Source organism: Pseudomonas sp. P4_D7 (genome assembly GCF_056401755.1).
Window position 1 is genome coordinate 1 of the sequence record NZ_JBFUIR010000064.1, and the last position, 20,676, is coordinate 20,676.

Consider the following 20,676-nt stretch of genomic DNA (forward strand, 5'->3'; position numbering starts at 1 on the left):
GCCCTCACCCTAACCCTCTCCCAGGGGGAGAGGGGACTGATTGGGGGATATTGGCGAAATTCACCGACTTGAACGATTGGCTTTGAATCCATAATCGAAACCGCACGTTCAGGTCGATGTAGAACTAAAGACACCTAGGTAGGCTCCCTCTCCCTCGGGGAGAGGGCTGGGGTGAGGGGCTTTTGAAGTTGATGGGGCCGTTCAGCTGTAAACCCACCCCAACCAGAACCAATGAGCTATACCTGAACCGGTCTCTTCGCCGTATCCAGGAGAACCCCATGAAAAGCTCCGGCCCTAGTCCCGTCATTGCCCTCGAACAACTTCCCGGCTGCCTGATAGTGAAATTCCACGGCATCCAGGTCGCCGCCTCGTCCCACGTACTGATCCTCAACGAAGCCAACTACCCGCCGGTCTATTACGTCCCCCGCGAAGACATCGACGAAAAGTACTTCGCCCGCACCGACCACACCAGTTATTGCCCGTACAAGGGCGACGCCAATTACTTCAGTCTGCAAGTGCCGGGGCATGAAGGGGCGAACGCGGTGTGGACTTATGAGAAACCGAAAATCTCGGTCGGGCCGATCAAGGACTACGTGGCGTTTTATCCCGATCAGGTGAAGTTCGAGGTGATCAAGGCTGATGCCTGAGCAAAAAAACGGCGAGGGTCAAAGCCCTCGCCGATTGAGTTGCCTGGTTGAGTTTCAGTTCTTGTCGAGATCGATATTCTTCGTCTCACGCAAACAGATCATCCCCACCACCAGGCTCACCCCGGTAATCAACACCGGATACCACAGCCCATAAAAAATGTCCCCGGTGTACACCACCAGCGCGAACGACACCGTTGGCAGAAATCCACCAAACCAGCCGTTGCCAATGTGGTACGGCAGCGACATCGAGGTGTAGCGAATACGCGTCGGGAACAGTTCGACCATCAGCGCCGCGAGCGGGCCGTAGCACATCGCCGAGATGATGATCAGCGCCACGATCAGGGCGACGATCATTGGCTTGTTGATCTGCTGCAGATCGGCCTGTTGCGGGTAGCCGGCGAGGGTGATCGCGCCGCGCAGTGCGGCCTCGTCGAAACCATCGAGCTTGACGTCGCCGACGCTCACTTGCACGGCGCTGCCGGCCGGGGCGGCGGCGCTGGAGTAGGGCAGGCCTTGCTTGACCAGAAAGGTTTTGACCTTGTCGCACGGGCTGTCGAATTTGGCTTTGCCCACCGGATCGAACTGGAAGGTGCAAGTCGCCGGATCCGCCAGCACGGTGATCGGTGCCTGACGGCTGGCCTGATCGATCGCCGGGTTGGCGTAGTGCGCGAGGGATTTGAAGATCGGGAAATACAGCGCCGTGGCCAGCAGCAAGCCGAGCATCAGCACCGGTTTACGGCCGACCTTGTCCGACAGCCAGCCGAAAAAGATGAAGAACGGCGCGCCGATGACCACGCTGATGATCAGCAAGGTGTTGGCCACCGCCGGGTCCATTTTCAGGAACTGGGTGAGGAAGAACAGTACGTAGAACTGCGCCGCGTAGAAGGTCACCGCTTGCCCGGCGTTGATGCTGAACAGGGCGATCAACACGACCTTGAGGTTTTCCCATTTGCCGAAGGATTCGCGGATCGGCGCTTTCGAGGTTTTGCCTTCCTCTTTCATTTTCAGATAGGCCGGGGACTCATGCAGACTCAGGCGGATCCAGGTGGAAATGCCCAGCAGCACGATCGACAGCAGGAACGGAATCCGCCAGCCCCAGACTTCAAACTGATCGCCGGTGAAGTAGCGGCAACCGAGCACCACCAGCAGTGACAGCAACAGGCCGAGAGTGGCGGTGGACTGAATCCAGCTGGTGTGGAAACCGCGCTTGCCGATTGGCGCGTGTTCGGCAACGTAAGTTGCTGCGCCACCGTATTCACCGCCGAGCGCTAGACCCTGGAGCATGCGCAGTAGCACCAGAATGATCGGCGCGGCGATGCCGATGCTGGCGTAGGTCGGCAGCAGGCCGACGCAGAAGGTCGCCACGCCCATCAGAATGATCGTCGCCAGAAAGGTGTATTTGCGCCCGATCATGTCCCCCAACCGACCGAACACCAGCGCCCCGAACGGCCGCACGATAAAGCCGGCGGCGAAGGCCATCAGCGCAAAGATGAACGCCGTGGTGTCGTTGACCCCGGCGAAAAACTGTTTGCTGATCACCGCCGCGAGGGCGCCGTAGAGGAAAAAGTCATACCACTCGAACACCGTCCCCAGTGAGGAAGCGAAGATGACTTTGCGTGTATCCGGGCTGGTCTCCGCGCTGCGCACGGCGTCCAGCGGCTGAACGTGTTCTGACATATCGGTATCCCTCACAGTGATTGTTTTTGTTGTTCCACTGGTGTTGCGTGTCCGGGTGATGCGCGATGCCTTGAATGGGATGCAAATCCTTGTGGGAGCGAGCTTGCTCGCGAAGGCGTCCTGTCAGTCAACCTCTATGTTGAATGATCTAGCGCTTTCGCGAGCAAGCTCGCTCCCACAGGTACGGTGTTTGTAGCTTTGGAATTGCGGATCAGTTGAGCAGCCTTTTCCGCAATCATCAGCGTAGGCGAACACGTATTGCCCGAGGTGATGCGCGGCATGATTGAAGCATCAGCGATGCGCAAACCGGGCACACCGTGCACGCGCAGCTGCGCGTCGACCACCGCATCGCCGTCATTGCCCATGCGGCAGGTGCCAACCGGGTGGAAAATCGTCGTGCCGATCTTCGCCGCCGCTTGCTGCAATTCTTCGTCACTTTGCAGGCTGGCGCCGGGCAGATATTCCACCGGTTTGAATGCGCGCAGGGCCGGGGCACTGACGATGCGGCGGGTCAGGCGGATGGCATCTGCTGCCACGCGCAGGTCTTCGGGATGGCTTAGATAATTGGGTTGAATCAGCGGCGCTTCCTGTGGATCCGCCGATCGGATTTCGATGCGCCCACGACTCTGCGGACGCAGATCGCACACCGAAGCGGTAAACGCCGGAAAGCTGTGCAACGGCTCGCCAAAACGCTCCAGCGACAGTGGCTGCACATGGTATTCAAGATTCGCCGAAGTCTGCTCCGGCCCCGAACGCGCAAACGCGCCCAACTGACTCGGCGCCATCGACAGCGGCCCACTGCGGTCATACAGATAGCGCAGGCCCATGCCCATCTTGCCCCAGACGCTGCCGGCGATCTGGTTCAGCGTTCGCGCGTTTTCCAGTTTGTAGATCAGGCGCAGTTGCAGGTGATCCTGCAGGTTGCCGCCAACGCCCGGCAGCTCATGAATCACGCCGATGCCCAAGCGTTCGAGCAGCGGCCGAGGACCAATCCCGGAGCGTTGCAGAATGCTCGGCGATCCAACGGCACCGGCGCACAAGATGATCTCTTTGCGTGCCTTGAACTGTTTGATTTGACCTTCGTGACGCGCACTGACCTTCGAGGCGCGTCCGTCCTCCAGCAGTACCCGATCCACCTCAACCCCGGTCAGCACCGTCAGATTCGTCCGTTCGCGTACTGGTTTCAAAAACGCCTTCGCCGCGTTCCAGCGTACGCCGGATTTCTGATTGACCTGGAAGTAGCCGCAACCCTCGTTGTCGCCCTGATTGAAGTCGTCGATGCTGGCGATGCCGCTTTGCTCAGCCGCACTGCGAAACGCATCCAGAATCGGCCACGACAGGCGCTGTTGTTCGACCCGCCATTCACCCTTGGCGCCGTGGAATTCAGCAGCACCGGCAAAGTGGTTTTCGCTCTGTTTGAACAGCGGTATCACGTCATTCCAGGCCCAGCCCGGATTGCCCTCGGCCGCCCAGCCATCGTAATCGTTGGCCTGGCCGCGCATGTAGATCATGCCGTTGATGGAGGAGCAACCGCCCAGCACTTTGCCGCGCGGATAGCTCAGCGCGCGGCCGTTGAGACCCGGTTGTTGTTCGGTCTTGAAGCACCAGTCGGTGCGCGGGTTACCGATGCAGAACAGGTAACCGACAGGAATGTGAATCCACGCATAGTTGTCGCGCCCACCGGCTTCGAGCAACAGCACGCGCTGCTGCGGATCCGCCGACAGTCGATTGGCCAGCAAACACCCGGCAGGGCCGGCGCCGACCACGATGTAGTCGTATTCATCAAGGGAAGTCTGCATTCCCTGACCTCGCTTTTTGTTTTTATTGTCGGACACTCTAGTTGTTAGCTTTCGTTAAAAGAATGTTAGTTTTTGCGCAGCCGCTGTGCGTTTTTAAACAGCCTGCATTGACCATAGCCGACAAGGACACGCCATGTTCGACTGGAACGACCTGCGGTTTTTTCTCGAGCTGCAACGCAGCGGCCGCCTGCTCACCGCCGCCCGCCGCCTCAACACCACCCACGCCACTGTTGCCCGCCATATCGAAGCCATCGAAAAAAGCCTCGGCACCGCGCTGTTCGTCCAGCACGCCCAAGGCTACGAAATGACCCCGGCGGGGGAGGCGCTGCTTAAGCATGCTGAGGCGATGGAAAACGTGGCGTTGCTGGCGCAGGAAGAGATCACCCAATCCACTGCGCCACTGGGCAAGATTCGTGTCGGCGTCACCGAAGGGCTGGGCATCAAGTTTCTCGCCAGCCGCATGATCGGCTTGTTCGAGCGTTATCCGGGGCTGGAAGTGGAACTGGTCGCGGTGCCGCGCTTCGTCAGCATCCTCAACCGTGAGGCGGAAATCAGCATCCATCTGGAGCGCCCGGCGGCGGACATGCTGGTCACGCGCAAACTCACCGACTATCGACTCGCGTTGTACGCCAGCCAACGCTATCTCGATAAAGCCCCGCCACTGCAAAGCCGCGAAGACCTTGGGCGGCATGCGTGGATTGGTTATGTCGATGATTTGCTGTTCAGCCAGGAATTGATGTTTCTCAACAGCTTCTGCCGCAGCCCTCGGGTTGTGTTTCACAGCACCAGCGTCATCGCGCAGCAGGAGGCGGCGCGGTCGGGATTGGGCATTGCGGTGTTGCCTTGCTACATGGCCGAATCGGATCCCGATCTGGTGCCGTTGCTGCCGGATGAAAGCATCGAGCGCAGCTACTGGATCAGCACCCGGCGCGAGTTGCACAAGTCGGTGCGGCTGCGAGTGGTCTGGGATTATGTGGTGGGGTTGTGTGAGGCGGAGCAGGGCTTGTTACGCGGACAGTCCCGCCAACCGTAGATCCTTTGTAGGAGTGAGCCTGCTCGCGATAGCGGTGTGCCAGTCGACATCTGACTCACAGACATACCGCTATCGCGAGCAGGCTCACTCCTACAGGGAGGGCTACAAATTCAAAGTTGATTTATATATGGATATCCGTATATTCGATTTTCCGTATGTATTGAGCCCGTCCCATGATCACCCCCACCGAAGTCTTCAAGAGCCTCGCCGACGAAACCCGCGTCCGCGCCATGCTGCTCATCGCCGATCAAGGTGAACTCTGCGTCTGCGAACTGATGTGCGCACTCGGCGACAGCCAGCCAAAAATCAGCCGCCACCTCGCGCAACTGCGCAGCAATGGTTTGCTGCTCGATCGCCGTCAGGGGCAATGGGTCTATTACCGCCTCAACCCTGATCTTCCTGCGTGGGTTCGCGAAATCCTGCAAGTGACGTCCAAAGCCAACGCCGATTGGCTCAAGGACAACGCCGCCCGCCTGCAGAACATGGACGGGCGTCCGGTTCGCGAAGCTGCCTGCTGCTGAGGAAAGAGAAAACATGCGAGTCCTGTTTATGTGCACGGCCAACAGCTGCCGCAGCATCCTGTCCGAAGCCATGTTCAATCATCTGGCGCGCCCCGGATTCGAGGCCGTGAGTTCCGGAAGTTTCCCCAAAGGCCAAGTGTTGCCACGCAGCCTGTCGACGCTGCAAAAGGCTGGCATTGCCATCGATGGTTTATCCAGCAAGGGCAATGACGCGTTCGAAGACAATCCGCCAGACATTGTCATCACCGTCTGTGACAAGGCCGCAGGTGAGAGCTGCCCGGTGTACTTCGGCCCCGCGCTCAAAGCCCATTGGGGCCTGGCAGATCCCTCGGATGTGATCGGCGACGATGTCGCCGTGGACGCGGCGTTTGCTGCCACGCTGGCGATCATCGAACGGCGCTGCGCGACCTTTCTCGGCCTGCCATTTAAAGCACTCAGCCGCGCTGATCTCCAGCGTGAGCTGGATCGTATCGGCTCTCTCTGAGCTGGAGGACATATGTCAGAACACCTGCCCCATCTTGATCATTCGCTGTTCGAAGGAGCGTCCCCTTTGGGCGAACACAAACCGCGCATCCTTCTGCTCTACGGCTCGACCCGCGAACGCTCGTTCAGCCGTCTGCTGGTCGAGGAGGCCGCGCGCCTGCTTGAACACTTCGGTGCCGAAACGCGGATCTTCAATCCGTCCGGCCTGCCGCTGCCCGACGACGCTCCGGTCGACCATCCCAAGGTGCAGGAACTGCGCGAGCTGGTGCTGTGGTCGGAAGGTCAGGTCTGGTGTTCGCCAGAGCGGCACGGCGCGATGTCCGCCGTGTTCAAGGCGCAGATCGACTGGATCCCGCTGGAACTCGGCGCCGTGCGCCCGACTCAGGGTAAAACCCTGGCCGTAATGCAAGTCTGCGGTGGCTCGCAGTCGTTCAACGTGGTCAACCAGTTGCGTGTGTTGGGCCGCTGGATGCGCATGTTCACCATCCCCAACCAATCCTCGGTGCCGAAGGCCTACATGGAATTCGACGACGCCGGGCGGATGAAGGCGTCGCCGTTCTACGATCGTGTGGTCGATGTGATGGAAGAACTGGTGAAGTTCACCGTGCTGCTGCGCGATCAACAGGCGCATCTGGTTGACCGTTATTCCGAGCGCAAGGAAAGCGCCGAGCAACTGATGGCACGGGTCAACCAGCGTTCGATCTGAGGCCGTCCCGCAACGAGGGTCTGCTGCGTTCACGTGCGGCAACGGCGGGCGCCTCGCTCCGCACCTTTGGCGGATACGGGGCGCAGGAATGGCACTACAGACTCAGGCGATGAATGACCTGGTGGGCATCGTCAGGATCGCTGTGGGTTTCAAAGCCCAGTGATCGGGCGAGGTCGCGCATGTCCGTGTTGCTGGCCGAATCCACCGAATACAGATGCTTGAAACCGTTGTGCCGGGCGGTCTTGATCAGGTGTTCCATCAGCAGCGTGGCCAGGCCCAGATGCATCCACTCATCGGCGACCGTCACCGCGCACTCGCAATCCTGTTCGCCCGTGGCGGCGTAGCGGCTGATACCGATCTCGATCAATTCACCATTTTCGTGAGCCAGTGCAATGAAGGCCGCGCGTTGCTTGCAGTCGACGTCCATCAACTGATCGAGCAACGCGGTGCCGGGCTCACTGATCTGCGCGAGAAAGCGCAGGTGTCGGGACTCGGGCGACAAGCGTTTGATGAACGCGTATTCGCGTTCGCGATCCTCGGCGGCAAGTGCGCGGATCAAGACGTGGCGACCATCCTTGAGCGACTCGATCCAGTATTCACCGGGGTGCGCGGCATAGGCCGGCGCCGCGCGGTCATTGTGGTCTTTGACAGTGAGCATGAGCTGAGCCTCCATCGGGGCTGAACGAGCAACGCGCAGGGGAGTGCGCTAACTCTGTTCTACGCCGATGTTTGCCCCGGGAACTGATCTGGATCAGATTACGACGTGCGGCCACTGTTTTTACCGGGTGATGGCGCTCCTGGCGTCGCAATCAGACTCAAATCTGCGGCGGCTCGCGAGTGCTGCGTTGCCCAACGGTGCGCGGTTGCCCGTCGGGGATCGACAACGTTGCGCGCAGGCCACCTTCGGCACGATTGACCAGAGTGATTCGCCCGCTCAATCGCGTGGCGATGGTGTTGACGATGGTCAGCCCCAGCCCCGCACCCTGGGCATTGCCGCGACTGTAGAAACGTTCGAACAAGCGCGCCCGGTCCGCTTCATCAATGCCCGGCCCCTGATCTTCAACGCTCAAGTGATAAAACCCATCGGCCAGGCTGAGCAGCACGGTGATCACGCCGTGTTCGGGGGAGAAGTTCGCAGCGTTGGTGATCAGGTTGTTCAGGGCAATGTCGATCGTGCCGGGACTGGCCATGATGTTGAACGGCTGGGCGCTGTCTTCAAAGGCCAGTTCCAGGTGTTTGCTCAGCAACCATGGCGTCAATTGCACCAGGCTGTTGCGCACGGTTTCGCTGAGGTCGATGGATTGCAGCGGCGGCGGGTTGGGTTTCGGTTCCAGGCGCGCCATGGTCAGCAACTGGTTGACCAGGCGACTGGTGCGGTCGACCCCGGCGATCAGAAACGCCAGCGATTCGCGGCGCTCCTGTTCGGTGCCAGCCTCCTGCAGGTTTTGTGCATGCACCCGCAGCACCGCCAGCGGCGTGCGCATTTCGTGGGCGGCATCGGCGATAAAGCGCCGTTCTCGGCCAAGCACTTCCTGAATTTGCGCGAGCATACGGTTGAGCGCCGCCTGCATCGGTTCCAGCTCACTGGGCAGCGGCGCCAGTTGCAACGGTTCCAGCGAACCGCTGTGACGGGCGCGCAGGGTCTCGGCCATGTTCGCCAACGGCTTGAGGCCCCAGCCGATGGCCAGCCAGACCATCGCTGCCAGCAGCAGGCTGCCGATCACGTTCGGCCACAGCGTGTGACGGACGATGCGGTCGACCAGGTCGGCGCGCACATCGTCGCGCTCACCGACCCAGATGCGCAGGTTGTTTTGCGTGTCTTCGAGGAGAAAGGCGCGCCAGTGACGATTGTTCAGGTCCACTACATCGCTGAAGCCGGGCTGCGTCGGTGGTGCCTTGAAGGACGGTGCGCTGGCGGTGTGCACCAACACATCACCGGCAGGATTCCATACCTGAAAGGCGATTTTGCGTTCATAAGGATGACCGTCGCCGCGCGGCACCGCTTCGCCCAGCGCCGAGTTGAACGCCTGGTACAGTTCGGCGTGCTGTTTGCTGGCCAGGGGCATGCGCATCACCCCTTGCAGCAGGCGCGCGTTCTGCGCCAATTGCGCGTCGTAGACCTCGGCGATTTCGTGATTGCTGTCGTGCAGGTTGAAGGTGCTGAGGACTGCGAGGCCGGCCAGCAACAGGCCGATAATCAGAGTCAGCGTGCGGCGGCGGATCGAGGTCATCGACGCTCCTCCACCAGATAACCCACACCGCGAATGGTGCGGATCAGGTCGGTGGAAAACTTCTTGCGCAGGTGGTGGATGTGCACTTCGAGGGTGTTGCTTTCGGCTTCTTCATTCCAGCCGTAAAGCAGTTGCATCAATTGATCGCGGGTCATCACCCGGCCCGGTGGCGACAGCAGTTCGTGCAGCAACTGATATTCCTTGGGCGTCAGGGCCACAGGCTGGCCCTGATAGCTGACTTGCTGGGTACCGGGGTTAAGGCTGATGCCGGCATGTTCGATCAACGCCTGGGCGCGCCCGGCACTGCGCCGCAACAAGGCGCGCAAGCGTGCCTTGAGCTCGTCCAGGTCGAACGGTTTGATCAGGTAGTCGTCGGCCCCGGCGTCGAGCCCGGCGATGCGATCTTCGGTAGCGTCGCGGGCAGTCAGAATCAGCACTGGCAGATTCGAACCGCTGTCGCGCAGGCGGCGCAGCACTTGCAGGCCGTCCATGCGCGGCAGACCGAGATCGAGCACAGCGACATCGAAGGTTTCGCTGAGCAGCGCATGCAACGCACTGCTGCCATCCTTGAGCCAGTCGACGGTGTAACCCTCGCGGCCCAGCGCCTGATGAATGCCTTCACCCAGCGCCACATCATCCTCAACCAGTAATAAACGCACGCGGACTCCTGTCAGTCGAGTTTCTTGTTCACGTCCACCAGAAGGGCGGCGATCTCTTTGCGACGCCCGGCGTCGGCACTTTCCCGGCCCGGGCGCGGCGCCGCTTGCTGGGCTTTGAGCAGCGCTGCTTTGGCTTCAGCGTAGCGCTTCTGACGGTAGAGGTGATCGCCCCAGAAGTACAGACTGTCGATGCCGTTGGGGTTGAGTTCCAAGGCTTGCTTGAGCAGTTGCTCGGCCTTGTCGCTGTCGCCGAAACCGATGGGCCAGCCCGGCACGCGGTCATACAGCGCGGCGAGGCTGGTGTAGGCCGAGCCTTGCAGGGCTTTGGGGTCGAGGGTCAGGGATTTTTCCAGATCGGCCTTGGCGTCCTTGGCTTTGCCCAAGGCACCGAGGCCGCCCTCGGCACCGGCCCAACTGCTGGTGACGATGCCTTTCCAGATCCACGCTTCGGCCACCGTCGGGCGCTGCGTGGTGAACGCGTTGGTTTCGCTGGCCAATTGCTCGAACGCGGCGGCGCGCTGTTTTTCCGCCACTTCATATTGGATGTGCGCCCAGCTCTGCTGGATGCCCTCGAGACGTTGCTGGTCGGCCGGTTCCAACGCCCAGACGCTTTGACTCAGGGTTGCGAGCAACAGGCATGCGGATAGTTTTTTCATGGTTTTGGCGACTCGTTGTCAGGTTTTTCACTGAGGCGGCGGATCAGCGGCAACTGCTTGCGCAGGCCTCGATCAACCAGATGCGGCAGCAGATTGTTCAGGCGGACGAAGAAGCGTTCCGGCCAGCCCAGGTAGAGATCGCGACGATCACCGGCAATCGCATGGATCACCGCCGAGGCCACGGTTTGCGGATCGTCGACGTTGGCCTTTAGCGCGTCGTTCAACGCTTGCGCGGCGGCGCTGTTCATCGAGGTGCGCGTGGCGCGGGGCGCGACGTACAGCACGCTGACGCGGGTGTCGGCGAGCTCCCGGCGCAGCGCCTCGGAAAACCCGCGCAAAGCGAATTTGGTCGCGCAATAACTGGCGTAACCCGGGTAGCCGATCGAGCCATAGGTCGAACCGACGTTGACCACCATCGCGCTGTCGGCCTGCTTGAGCAGCGGCAACAGCAGTTTGGTCAGGCACATCGGCGCACTGATGTTTACCGCCAGCATCGCATTGATGTCGCTGTCATCCAGCTGTTCGAGCATGGCGAAGTGATTGACCCCGGCGGCGTTGATCAGCAGGTTGATGCCGCCGATGGCTTCGGCGGCGACCAGCACTTTGCGCCGATCGCTGAGGAAGGTCAGGTCAGCCGCGACCCAGCACAACGACTCGGGGTAGCGCTTGAGCAGGGGCGCCAGTGCCTCTTGATGCCGCGCCACCGCCAGCACGTGGGCACCGGCGGCGCACAAGGTTTCGGCGATGGCCAGGCCGATGCCGCCACTGGCACCGGTCAACACCACCCGCGCATCACGCAGCTGCATATTGAGCCTCCGCGTCACGCGGCAAGCCACGGAACATGTCGGTGTAAAGGCGATAAACGACTTTCGAGGCATGGATCACGGCGGCTTGATCGGCAGGGTCTTCCAACTGATTCATCAGGCGCCGATAGGTTTGCATGTGCTCGATATCGAGCGAACCGTGGGAACTCAGGTAACTGAACGCCGTTTCCGGCAACGCCAGACGCTCGCGAATGCTGCCCGCCGCGTGGGTGGCCAGGGCGATGCTGGTGCCTTCGAGCACGTTTACCATGCCGAACAGACCGACCGGATTGCCCCGGGCGATCAGGTCGTAAAGGAAGCTGACCATCAGCTCGATCGACAACGACGGCTGACCGTCGCGCACCGCATCACGATCACCGCCACACGCGGCGATGTCGTTGAGCACCCAGTGCTCGTGGCCGTATTCGTCCTCGATGTACTCGGCCACCGCTTTGCGCAGCCATTCCAGACGCGTCGGCAGCCGCGCGCCGCAGGCCATCATCAGCGGCACGGTGTGGCGCACGTGGTAATACGCTTGCGCGAGAAACGCCCGATAGCTTTCGAGGCTGACCTTGCCTTGCAGGGCATCGACGATGATCGGCAGGTTGAACAGTTCGTGGCGTTCCTGTTGCGTGGCTTCTTGCAGGGTGTCAAAAAAACTCATGATGCGGACTCCTCGGAAACAGCGGATTCGGTCAATTGCGCGTGGTACTGCGCGACGATGGCATCGCGGCGCGGGCGGCCATTGGCGGTGAGCAAACCATTGGCGGCGGTGAAGGGTTGCGACAGGCGCGTCCACTGATGCACCTGGGCGTAATCGGGCAAAGCCTCGTTGGCTTCGGCGACAGCAGCGGCCAGTTCGGCGTCGGTGCAGTCCGGGCGATGCGGCCAGAGCAGGGCGTGATTGCTCGGCAAGGCCTCGCCGTAAACGAACGCCTGGGCAATGTGGCGACGCTGGGTCAGCTCGGACTCGACCCATTCCGGGTTGACGTTGCGCCCGAAACTGGTGACGAACTGGTGCTTCTTGCGGCCCTTGAGATAGAGAAAACCTTCCGGGTCGAACTCGCCCAGATCGCCGCTCGGCCACCACTCATCGGCGTACGGCGCGTCGCCCAGATAACCGAGCAATGTGGAACCCTTGATCAGCACCTCGCCGTCCTCGGCCAGGCGCACTTCAACATGCGGCAGCGGTCGGCCGACACTGCCGGGGCGGCGTGCGCCGGGGCGATTGAGGCACACCACCGAAGCGCATTCGGACAAGCCGTAACCTTCATAAACCGGCAGCCCGACCCGTTGCGCGCGGTGCAGCAGATCCTCCGAGACCCGCGCACCGCCGACAGCGGCAAAGCGCAGGGTTTGCGGGTCGAAGGCTTTCTGTTCGGCGGCACTGACCAGCAACAACAGCAACTGCGGCACCAGGATCAGACTCTCCGGCGCACGGCTGGCCAGATAACCGAGCAGGCGCGGTATCTCGACGCCGCTAGCGCCCTGAATGCCGAGGGTTTTCTGGCTCGGCACACTGAGCGTTGCGCCGGCATACAGCGCGGCATAGCAGCCGAGGTTCTCTAGCAGAATCGCCAACGGCAACAGCGCCAGATGATGCTGCGGGCCGGTCGCTTCGCTGGCCTGATCCAGCTCCCGTGCCACCCGCAGCAGGCTCTCGGCGCTCAGGCACACGCCTTTCGGCGTGCCGGTGGTGCCGGACGTGAAGGTGAGTTTCGYGGTGCCGGCCGGCATGCGACTGGGGCCACTGAACGCGCGGCACCAGAACTCGCCACGTTGTTCATAGCCAGCCGCGAGCAGTTCGGCTTCCAGTTCCGGCTCGGCGATCACCCGTTCGGCTTGGCTCTGTTGCAGACAATGAGCGCGTTGCGCCGCACTGAAAAACGGCGGCAGCGTCACGCAGGTCAAGCCTTCGAACAGCACGGCCAGATCCCACAGCATCGCGTCGACGCCGTTGTCCAACGCCAGCGCAATCACCTGCGCTTGCTCATCGCGCAGGCGCTCCTGGCGATAGAGCACCTCGGCGTACAGCGTGGCGTAATCGAGTTTCAACCTGTCGCCCCACAAGGCTGTCGCGTTGTCATTGCGCCGGGCATGGTCGCGCAGGGTTTCCTGGAAGCGTTGCAGTTCAAGCGACATGACAGGCTCCTTCAATCGAACTCGGCAAACCCAGGCGGGTAAACAGGCCGATATTGCGCAAATGGATGAACCCGGCGCGGATGTTGCCGACGTGCACCCAAGGTTTACTTTCGTAATAACTGCCCCAGTGTTGACGCTCGTCACCCAATCGTTCCGGGTCAGCGGCGCACAATGTCACTGGCTTCAAACCTAAACGATGGAAACTGTTGACCAGGCCGATGTTGCCGGTGAACGTCACCCATTCCAGGCCGCCCATGGCCAGCAGATAGGTGATGGCGATGATGCTCAGGCGCGCGCTGCCGGTGTCGCTGGCGGCGAGGTTGCCGACTTCGACGATGGCGCTGCGCTCGACCGGGCGATCTGCCGCCGCGCTGATCAACGGCTCGATCGGCTCATCCAGATAGCGCTCGAGAAACAGTGGTTCGAGATGCGCACGTCGCACCCCGGCCACGGCGCACAACTCACCGTCGCCGTTGTGCATGCCAAACAGCTCGGGCATGAAATGACGGATGTCGGCGCCATGGGCCTTGCGAAAACGTTGCTGGATAAAGGCTTCGAACGGCTCTCGCAGGGCATCGTCGGGCCGGGCACCGGTCAACGTCATCTGCGGCGTTTCGGCTTGACCGAAGCGCAGGGGAAGGGGGATGTTCCAGTCAAATTCGGGCATGGGCAGAACGCCTCCCTCAATGGTTTGAGGCGAGTATCGGAGGCATTTCTTAACGAAGTCTGAAGGTGAAAAAAGGTTAACCTGAGGGTCTGTCTTCAGACTCTCTTAAGACTGGGCGGGCAGGGTAACGCCGTCGGTTCGCCCGGCAACCGGATCGAGACGGTCGAACGAATCGACTGTCATTCACGACAATCACGAGGCGCAGCTTATGACCCGCGACATCGCCGTAACCCGTTATGGAAAACTCTCAATCACCCTGCACTGGCTGATGCTGGCGCTGTTCGTTGGCGTCTACGCATGCGTCGAAATCAAGGGCTACATGCCCAAGGGCAGCGAAGCGCGCGGCTTGCTGATGGGCTTCCACGGCCTGTTCGGCGCGAGCATCTTCGCCCTCGTGTGGATCCGCCTGCTCGGCCGCCTCAGCCCACGCCCGCCGATCACCCCCAAACCACCGGCGTGGCAGACCGGCATCTCGCACCTGATGCACCTGGCACTGTATGGGCTGATGATCGCCACGCCGATCCTCGCCTGGCTGATGCTCGCTGCCGCTGACAAACCGTTCCCGTATTTCGGCTTCCACGTCCCCGCGCCGGTGGCCATCGACCCGGACTTCGCCAAGCAACTGAAGTACTGGCATGAACTGATTGGCAGCACCGGTTACTGGCTGATCGGGCTGCACGCGCTGGCGGGGTTGTTTCACCATTATTGGGTGCGGGATAACACGCTGGTGCGGATGCTGCCGGGYCGCACCGAATAACCCTGATCCACTACAACCCTTGTGGGAGCGAGCCTGCTCGCGAAAGCGGTGTGTCAGCGTCTGATGATGTTGGCTGACACGGCCCCTTCGCGAGCGGGCTCGCTCCCATAAGTTTTTGTGGTGTCTGGCAGAGCGGGGCAGTTGCCGGAATCGCACTTCGCGTCCACTCTATGACCTGCCGACAAGGAGCGTCCGCCGACCCTCCGTCGTGATCACAGGGAGCTTGCAGCATGAGCGAAGACAACAGGGTAAAAGGCCCGGCGTCATACTTCCCCTCCATCGAGAAAAAATACGGCCAGCCCATTGATCACTGGCTGAGCCTGCTCGCCGGCATCACCGACAAGAAACACATGGAACTGGTGGCGTGGCTCAAGGAGGAACACGGCATGGGCCACGGTCATGCCAACGCTTTGGTTGCGCATCATTTGACGGGTAAAAAGTGAGGGCAGGGCAGCGATGAATTTCTCCCACCGGCCCGTGACGGCCGACGACGTCAACACCCTGTGCAGCTTTCCCCAAGGCGAACAAGAGCTGTTCTTCATGTTCCCGAAAGCCAACTTCCCGCTGACGGAAGAACAGATGCACAGCGCAATCAGCCAACGCTTCGACTCCACGGCTTTTCTGGCCAACGGCGAGTTCGTCGGCTTCGCCAATTTCTACCGGGCTGAGCACGATGGCATTTGCTGCATTGGCAACGTCATCGTCGCGCCCTACGCTCGAGGCCAAGGTGTTGCGCGGTATATCGTCGAGACCATGACCGCCGTCGGCTTCGAAAAGTACCAGGCCAAGGAAGTGCAACTGTCCTGCTTCAACGAAAACACCGCAGGCCTGCTGCTTTACCCAAAACTTGGCTTCGTCCCGTTCTCCATCGAAGAGCGCCCGGCGCCGGGTGGTAGACGTTCAGCGCTGATCAACATGACGCGCAGCAGAGGCCAGCCCCAAGGTTTGTGAATCCTGGCCATGCACACTCGTGATTCAGAATTGACCGGTAGTCTGAAGTGATGCACTAAACGTCATGGTCACCTGAGTGTTAGGTCCCGACTGCCAGGTTTTTACATCGTATGGAGGTTTCTCGTTGCGAATGATGCATTTCCATTCAATGACATCACCAGGCTTCGCTTTGGTGAATTTTATTTTTGCGGACCAGGAGGGATAGGCAGCAGAGCCGAGCAGAACGGCCTTTTCCGTATCCCAATTGCCCAACTCCGCGACATTGCCCACTGCATAGACGCTGTATCCCTGTGCAGTGACGCCGTTATCACRGCGAAAGTTTGCTTCGAGATAAAGATAAGTCCAGGTGGCACCGGCATCAGCTACAGCAGGCAGCATTGCCGACAACACAAAACCCAGCGGCAACAGATAACGATTGCGGCTCATGATCAATTCCTCAGGACGTATTCAGTCGGGCCAGCTTAGCCACGCGCACCCAAAAAATGACCTGTAAGAACTGACAGTCCTTTAGAGTTCTTCGCGATAATCGCACTGCCTGTTTATAGTCGGGAGAAGCCGCTACTGACGCGGGACCGTTACACAAACCTGCCTTGCAAAAGCGACGAAAATCCGGCCAGATCACCGCGAAACTCACTCCATCAAGGATCGATCAATGCCGTTGGATTTCCATAAAATGCACGCCAACGGCGACGACTTCGTCATGGTCGACGCGCGCAACCACGCTAACCCGATCACCAGCCAACTGGTTCGGCGCCTCGGCGATCGCCACCGCGGCATCGGGTTTAATCAGCTCGCCGTAGTACTCAATTGCGAGGACGCCGATGCGCGCGTGGAGTTCTGGAACGCCGACGGCTCAGCACTCGACGTGTGTGGCAGCGCCACCCGTGGCGTGGCGGACAGGTTGATGCGCGAGGTCAGCCGAACCTCGATCACCCTGCGCACAAACCGTGGCTTGCTCACCTGCGAACGCACGCCCAGCGGACTGATCGCCGTCGACATGGGCGAACCGTTGTTCGACTGGCAAGACATCCCTCTGGCGCAAGAACACGACACGCTATTTCTACCGCTCGCCGGCGCTCCAACTGCGTGCAACATGGGCAATCCGCACTGCACCTATTTCGTCGATGACCTCAGCACCGTCGACATCACCGCCCTCGGCCCAAGCCTCGAAACACATCCGCTGTTTCCACACAAAACCAACGTGCACTTCGTGCAAGTCATCGACCGCCAACACATCCGCCTGCGCATCTGGGAACGCAACGGCGCCATCCCGCTCGGCTCCGGCTCATGCTCATGTGGCGCGGCCGTCAACGGCATCCGCCGAGGCTTGCTCGACCACACCGTCAACGTTGAATGCGACGGCGGCCCCGTCACCGTCCACTGGAACGGCTCAGGCTCCGTAACCCTGAGCGGCCCGGTAGAACCCACTTTCTCCGGCACAATCCCCGACACCCAACTCGACCTCAAGTGACCACAACCCTCTGTAGGAGTGAGCCTGCTCGCGATAACGCCAGCCCAGCCACAGCAAATCCCAACCCAACCACAAACCCCTGTGGGAGCTAGCCTGCTAGCGAAGACGCCAGCCCAACCACCACAATTCCAAAATCCACCACAACCCCCCTGTGGGAGCGAGCTTGCTCGCGAAGACGCCCGCCCAGTCACCCCATCAACCACTGACCGAAATAAACAGTAAAAACCGCCATTGTTTAAACGAAGCCTCAAGTAACCACCGAAACCCTACAACGCCTTGCGCCGTTACCTACGACTAAGCCAGAATCCGCCGGCTTGTGCGTCTAGGTCGCGGGTTCTATCGTCTGTCGGTCGCTGAAAAACAGCGATCGGGTTTGGTAGCCCGGTGTTAGATGTACAGCTCCACCATCGCCGAAACTTCTTCGTTTCGAATTTATGGTGGTCATGTGCAGGGCGTCCTAGGGCGCGCCGGATCCTAACACCCGGTCTACCAACCTGCGCATGGCCACCACCCTTCGTTTGGTAGCGAAAGGGTGAAGCCTCCTCTAAATGTGTTAGGAGCTTCATCTATGTTCAAAGTAACGCCGAACCCACCAGAAACCGACCCCACATCCCCCTACGAATCCCCCGATTCCAAGCGATTCCACGAAGCCGCCGAACGCGCCCTCGACCACTACCTCAAACCCGCCAGCCAAATCATGGCCAGCACCCAACAACCCGAACGCATGTACCTCGCCAACCCGAAGTACGACAGCGAATCCCTGCTCGCCAACGCCAGCGAAACCCTCGGCTCCGCCAGCGAAATGCTCCTCAACTTCGCCGCCATGCTCGACACCCCCCACCGCAAAACCGCACTGGGCATCGCCCAAGTCGTGATGCTCGGAGAAATCGCCGTCAACCAAGCGCTGGATAACGTCGAAATCGCCAGCTAACCCCCATCTCGACGAGGGGAAACCCTCGTCGAACCCCGCGGTCACACCTTGGCTGGCACACGGCCACGGCTTGCGCCCCCCAGCCTCGGCTGTCACCCTTCGGGCCGTTCTCAAGGATCAGAACCAGGAATCACGGATGAGTGGCTACGTACCCAACCCCCCGAAAAATTATCGTTACGAAGAAGCCAAACCCGTCGATATTCACGCCCAGCGTTGGGCGGAATATGAGAAACACGGGAAAGAACCTGCGCGCGAACCTGAGAAAATCGGGATCGCGTTGAGGATTGGGGTTTTCTTTGATGGCACTGGGAATAATGCGAACAACACGGCGGCGGGATTGCTGTGTGGGGCGCAGCATCCCATTGCGCCGGAAGATATTCCGGCTAGCTGTCAGCCTTATATGGGGGATCCTGACAGCAGTTATGGTGCTGGCGCGACCAATGTAAAGAAGCTTGCCGACCTGTATTACGAAGCTCCGATTGCTGAAGGAGAGGGACCGATAAAGCAGGTATCCCGCCCTTTGTACATTGAAGGCATTGGTACTCAATCCAATGAAGAAGACAGTTTGGTCGGTCAAGGCATGGGGCGTGGAGAGACAGGAGTCGCAGGGCGTGTTCAGACTTCGTTTACCTTCATCAAACAAGTCCTTGAGGATGCCCTTCAAGAGAATCCGAACAGTGAAATTACATCTATCACCTTTGATACTTTCGGATTCAGTCGAGGCGCAGCGGCAGCTCGCCATTTCTCAAATGAAATCGTAAGAGGCAAACAGGGGCCGCTTAGGGAACTATTGGCCACTTACGCCAATAATTTCGCTCGTACCTTTATCGACCAGTACGGTGGCAGTATCCGAATGGGCTTCATTGGGCTGTTCGATACAGTGCCGTCAATTGCAGGCTTCACGAATTTTGGCAGGGTGAAAAGCCCCATAGCACCGGGCGTAAAACTGTACCTTGATCCGCGTTTTTTCAAGGACGTCGTCCACTTGGTTGCGCGCGACGAATGTCGGGCCAACTTCGCCCTCAGTAACGTCAAACCCGACTATCCAGAATACGCATTTCCAGGTGTCCACTCGGATATCGGGGGCAGCTACCTCGATGAAGTCGAAGAGTGTGTTTTGGTCAGTCCTATGCAAACGCTTGATGTTTGGAGCAACACTGACGTGAAAACAACCTCGATCTATCAGGATGCCGCTCGAGTAAAAAGTCAGTGGGTAGCCAAAGGCTGGCCTGCTTATCTTTTGGAAATCGTAACGCCCACTGCGCTTGCTTTGCCGGCCGATCCGCAAGATCGCTTCGGGCCTAAGCAAAAACGCGTATACGCTGGGCTACAACTCAAACGCCCGGTTAGTGGCAAACTCTCAACGGTTTACTTGAGAGTTATGTATCAGTTGGCCAAAGAAAAAGGTGTCCCGTTCACCGACATTCCTGGACGAACCGAGTATGCCGTTCCCCAGGAACTGCAATCGCTCTGTGACAGGTTCATCGCCGGCGACTACAGCACCACCGCAGAAGAAGAGCAATTGCTGAAACTGAAATACATCCACACCTCTGCCAACTGGAATCACCCGCAAGGGAGACGTGACGGCAGCGGTTTGAGAGCCGTTTACATCAATGCACCCACGGACGATGGCATTCGCGTGCAGCATCCTCACGTAGCTGATTGGAAGCTTTGGTAATGAGAATACTCGTAGCTCTATTGGGCGTTTTGGTCTTCACCGGCTGTCACGCGACAAGCTCCACCTCAGGTGAAAACGATCCCAAATACCCTTGGTGGGAGCTGGCGTTTATCAAACCCAATTTCATGAATGTGTGGGTTGAAGACAGCTCTGTGGAAGACATTGACGGTAAGACCTTTCTGCGAGCCGGGGGRGGGAACGCCAGCGGTGCAGAGCCGAATGACGACAAAGAATCGGCGCGCGGTTGGATAGGTGTTGGTGGTACAGGCAAACCGGTTATTGGGGCAGGGCTACCTAAGCGGATCTTTGTCCGCTGGCAATCGATTCCAGAGCAAAAAACTTACCGGGCGTGGGTAGATATCCCTGAAGAAGCCAGGCAAGTGATGGTGACGTCTACCCATCAGCGCTGCCCGGAAACCCCCGAGAAAACAGCACGCTTCATGGCCTCAGTTTATTTGGGACTCGCTCCGGGTGGTGTGGTGCAAGTGTGGGTAAGAGATTTATGCCGGCGCCCAGTGAAAGTCGCTCGTGCTCAAGCTGAGTTGGAGCCGCTGGGGCCCGAGTTGGGTAAGAATGGTGGTCAATATGCTTATCCCATTAGTGAAAAGGCCAAGCGGTATATCGACAAGTACGGCATTCCCTATGGAAGTTGGTAATCGTCACCCGGCGAAACAGCTGATAACGGTGTTTGTTGCTTTGTTAATTACTGGTTGCCAGTCAACTGATCCGCTTTCCACAAAAAATGATCCTAGGTCTCCATGGTGGGAACTTGCGTTAACCGAGCCTAATTACATGAAGGTTTGGGTAGAGGACACTGCAGGGCAAGACATCAAGGGCGAGACGTTCTTGCGCACTGGTGGAGGA

General features: G+C 59.7%; 23 protein-coding genes and 1 pseudogene. 13 read left to right on the top strand and 11 right to left on the bottom strand.

Annotated elements, in window-relative coordinates:
• Window positions 1-278 precede the first annotated feature (278 nt).
• Window positions 279-647, top strand: a complete 369-nt coding sequence (locus AC1DVF_RS26155) for a DUF427 domain-containing protein (protein WP_093437143.1) — start codon at window positions 279-281, stop codon at window positions 645-647.
• Between the two features lie 54 nt (window positions 648-701).
• Here the strand turns inward: AC1DVF_RS26155 and AC1DVF_RS26160 are convergent, their stop codons facing one another.
• Both AC1DVF_RS26160 and AC1DVF_RS26165 read right to left on the bottom strand, forming a co-directional pair.
• Window positions 702-2,324 carry an MFS transporter gene (locus tag AC1DVF_RS26160; RefSeq protein WP_016982967.1) on the bottom strand — a complete coding sequence of 541 codons (1,623 nt, stop codon included), beginning with the start codon at window positions 2,322-2,324 and terminating at the stop codon, window positions 702-704.
• Between the two features lie 134 nt (window positions 2,325-2,458).
• Window positions 2,459-4,123 carry a GMC family oxidoreductase gene (locus AC1DVF_RS26165; protein WP_477783396.1) on the bottom strand — a complete coding sequence of 555 codons (1,665 nt, stop codon included), beginning with the start codon at window positions 4,121-4,123 and terminating at the stop codon, window positions 2,459-2,461.
• Window positions 4,124-4,256: 133 nt separating this feature from the next.
• On the opposite strand from AC1DVF_RS26165, the gene AC1DVF_RS26170 reads away from it, so the two are divergent.
• The 4 genes from AC1DVF_RS26170 to arsH all read left to right on the top strand — a co-directional run bounded on the left by AC1DVF_RS26170 (window position 4,257) and on the right by arsH (window position 6,866).
• Window positions 4,257-5,156 carry a LysR family transcriptional regulator gene (locus AC1DVF_RS26170; RefSeq protein WP_099758677.1) on the top strand — a complete coding sequence of 300 codons (900 nt, stop codon included), beginning with the start codon at window positions 4,257-4,259 and terminating at the stop codon, window positions 5,154-5,156.
• A gap of 173 nt (window positions 5,157-5,329) precedes the next feature.
• The gene (locus AC1DVF_RS26175; protein WP_116255403.1) at window positions 5,330-5,677 is read left to right on the top strand and encodes a metalloregulator ArsR/SmtB family transcription factor; all 348 of its coding nucleotides are present in this window, start codon (window positions 5,330-5,332) and stop codon (window positions 5,675-5,677) included.
• Window positions 5,678-5,690: 13 nt separating this feature from the next.
• Window positions 5,691-6,161, top strand: coding sequence for an arsenate reductase ArsC (locus AC1DVF_RS26180; protein ID WP_093437157.1), 471 nt, complete (start codon window positions 5,691-5,693; stop codon window positions 6,159-6,161).
• A gap of 12 nt (window positions 6,162-6,173) precedes the next feature.
• Window positions 6,174-6,866: an arsenical resistance protein ArsH gene (gene arsH / locus AC1DVF_RS26185; RefSeq protein ID WP_093437161.1), complete on the top strand. Its 693-nt coding sequence runs from the start codon at window positions 6,174-6,176 to the stop codon at window positions 6,864-6,866.
• 94 nt (window positions 6,867-6,960) lie between these two features.
• Here arsH and AC1DVF_RS26190 read toward each other — a convergent pair whose 3' ends face one another.
• The 8 genes from AC1DVF_RS26190 to AC1DVF_RS26225 form a co-directional block, all read right to left on the bottom strand.
• A complete protein-coding gene (locus AC1DVF_RS26190) occupies window positions 6,961-7,524 on the bottom strand; it encodes a GNAT family N-acetyltransferase (RefSeq protein WP_460098684.1) in 564 nt (187 codons plus the stop codon).
• A gap of 157 nt (window positions 7,525-7,681) precedes the next feature.
• On the bottom strand, window positions 7,682-9,097 hold the full coding sequence (locus AC1DVF_RS26195; protein WP_477783397.1) for an ATP-binding protein: 1,416 nt from the start codon (window positions 9,095-9,097) through the stop codon (window positions 7,682-7,684).
• Window positions 9,094-9,756 (bottom strand): response regulator, encoded by a 663-nt coding sequence (locus AC1DVF_RS26200; protein ID WP_007910671.1) that lies wholly within the window; start codon window positions 9,754-9,756, stop codon window positions 9,094-9,096. The genes AC1DVF_RS26195 and AC1DVF_RS26200 overlap by 4 nt, the downstream gene beginning before the upstream one ends.
• An 11-nt stretch (window positions 9,757-9,767) precedes the next feature.
• On the bottom strand, window positions 9,768-10,412 hold the full coding sequence (locus tag AC1DVF_RS26205) for a tetratricopeptide repeat protein (protein WP_477783398.1): 645 nt from the start codon (window positions 10,410-10,412) through the stop codon (window positions 9,768-9,770).
• Window positions 10,409-11,218 (bottom strand): SDR family oxidoreductase, encoded by an 810-nt coding sequence (locus tag AC1DVF_RS26210; RefSeq protein WP_460128057.1) that lies wholly within the window; start codon window positions 11,216-11,218, stop codon window positions 10,409-10,411. The genes AC1DVF_RS26205 and AC1DVF_RS26210 overlap by 4 nt, the downstream gene beginning before the upstream one ends.
• On the bottom strand, window positions 11,205-11,879 hold the full coding sequence (locus tag AC1DVF_RS26215) for an iron-containing redox enzyme family protein (protein ID WP_099758684.1): 675 nt from the start codon (window positions 11,877-11,879) through the stop codon (window positions 11,205-11,207). Before AC1DVF_RS26215 ends, AC1DVF_RS26210 begins: the two co-directional genes overlap by 14 nt.
• Complete coding sequence (locus AC1DVF_RS26220; RefSeq protein WP_477783399.1) at window positions 11,876-13,357, bottom strand: AMP-binding protein; 1,482 nt, start codon at window positions 13,355-13,357, stop codon at window positions 11,876-11,878. Before AC1DVF_RS26220 ends, AC1DVF_RS26215 begins: the two co-directional genes overlap by 4 nt.
• On the bottom strand, window positions 13,347-14,024 hold the full coding sequence (locus AC1DVF_RS26225) for a thermostable hemolysin (protein ID WP_077573368.1): 678 nt from the start codon (window positions 14,022-14,024) through the stop codon (window positions 13,347-13,349). Before AC1DVF_RS26225 ends, AC1DVF_RS26220 begins: the two co-directional genes overlap by 11 nt.
• 208 nt (window positions 14,025-14,232) lie before the next feature.
• Here AC1DVF_RS26225 and AC1DVF_RS26230 point away from each other — a divergent pair, with 208 nt between their 5' ends.
• From AC1DVF_RS26230 to AC1DVF_RS26240, 3 genes are all read left to right on the top strand, one after another.
• Window positions 14,233-14,781, top strand: coding sequence for a cytochrome b (locus AC1DVF_RS26230; protein ID WP_194934398.1), 549 nt, complete (start codon window positions 14,233-14,235; stop codon window positions 14,779-14,781).
• Between the two features lie 230 nt (window positions 14,782-15,011).
• Window positions 15,012-15,224, top strand: a complete 213-nt coding sequence (locus tag AC1DVF_RS26235) for a DUF4287 domain-containing protein (protein ID WP_477783400.1) — start codon at window positions 15,012-15,014, stop codon at window positions 15,222-15,224.
• A gap of 13 nt (window positions 15,225-15,237) precedes the next feature.
• The gene (locus AC1DVF_RS26240) at window positions 15,238-15,732 is read left to right on the top strand and encodes a GNAT family N-acetyltransferase (protein ID WP_099758689.1); all 495 of its coding nucleotides are present in this window, start codon (window positions 15,238-15,240) and stop codon (window positions 15,730-15,732) included.
• A 24-nt stretch (window positions 15,733-15,756) separates the two neighbouring features.
• Here the strand turns inward: AC1DVF_RS26240 and AC1DVF_RS26245 are convergent, their stop codons facing one another.
• Window positions 15,757-16,158 (bottom strand): carbohydrate-binding module family 20 domain-containing protein, encoded by a 402-nt coding sequence (locus AC1DVF_RS26245; RefSeq protein WP_477783401.1) that lies wholly within the window; start codon window positions 16,156-16,158, stop codon window positions 15,757-15,759.
• A gap of 226 nt (window positions 16,159-16,384) precedes the next feature.
• Between AC1DVF_RS26245 and dapF the strand changes: the two genes are divergently transcribed.
• The 5 genes and pseudogenes from dapF to AC1DVF_RS26270 all read left to right on the top strand — a co-directional run.
• Complete coding sequence (dapF, locus tag AC1DVF_RS26250; RefSeq protein WP_460090545.1) at window positions 16,385-17,203, top strand: diaminopimelate epimerase; 819 nt, start codon at window positions 16,385-16,387, stop codon at window positions 17,201-17,203.
• 568 nt (window positions 17,204-17,771) lie between these two features.
• Window positions 17,772-18,134: a DUF6124 family protein gene (locus AC1DVF_RS26255; protein ID WP_150751846.1), complete on the top strand. Its 363-nt coding sequence runs from the start codon at window positions 17,772-17,774 to the stop codon at window positions 18,132-18,134.
• Window positions 18,135-18,270: 136 nt separating this feature from the next.
• Window positions 18,271-19,812, top strand: coding sequence for a phospholipase effector Tle1 domain-containing protein (locus AC1DVF_RS26260; protein ID WP_477783402.1), 1,542 nt, complete (start codon window positions 18,271-18,273; stop codon window positions 19,810-19,812).
• A complete protein-coding gene (locus AC1DVF_RS26265) occupies window positions 19,812-20,468 on the top strand; it encodes a DUF2931 family protein (RefSeq protein ID WP_311997063.1) in 657 nt (218 codons plus the stop codon). The genes AC1DVF_RS26260 and AC1DVF_RS26265 overlap by 1 nt, the downstream gene beginning before the upstream one ends.
• Window positions 20,455-20,676 (top strand): annotated as a pseudogene (locus AC1DVF_RS26270) (hypothetical protein); the annotation flags it as partial. The gene AC1DVF_RS26265 and the pseudogene AC1DVF_RS26270, both read left to right, overlap by 14 nt.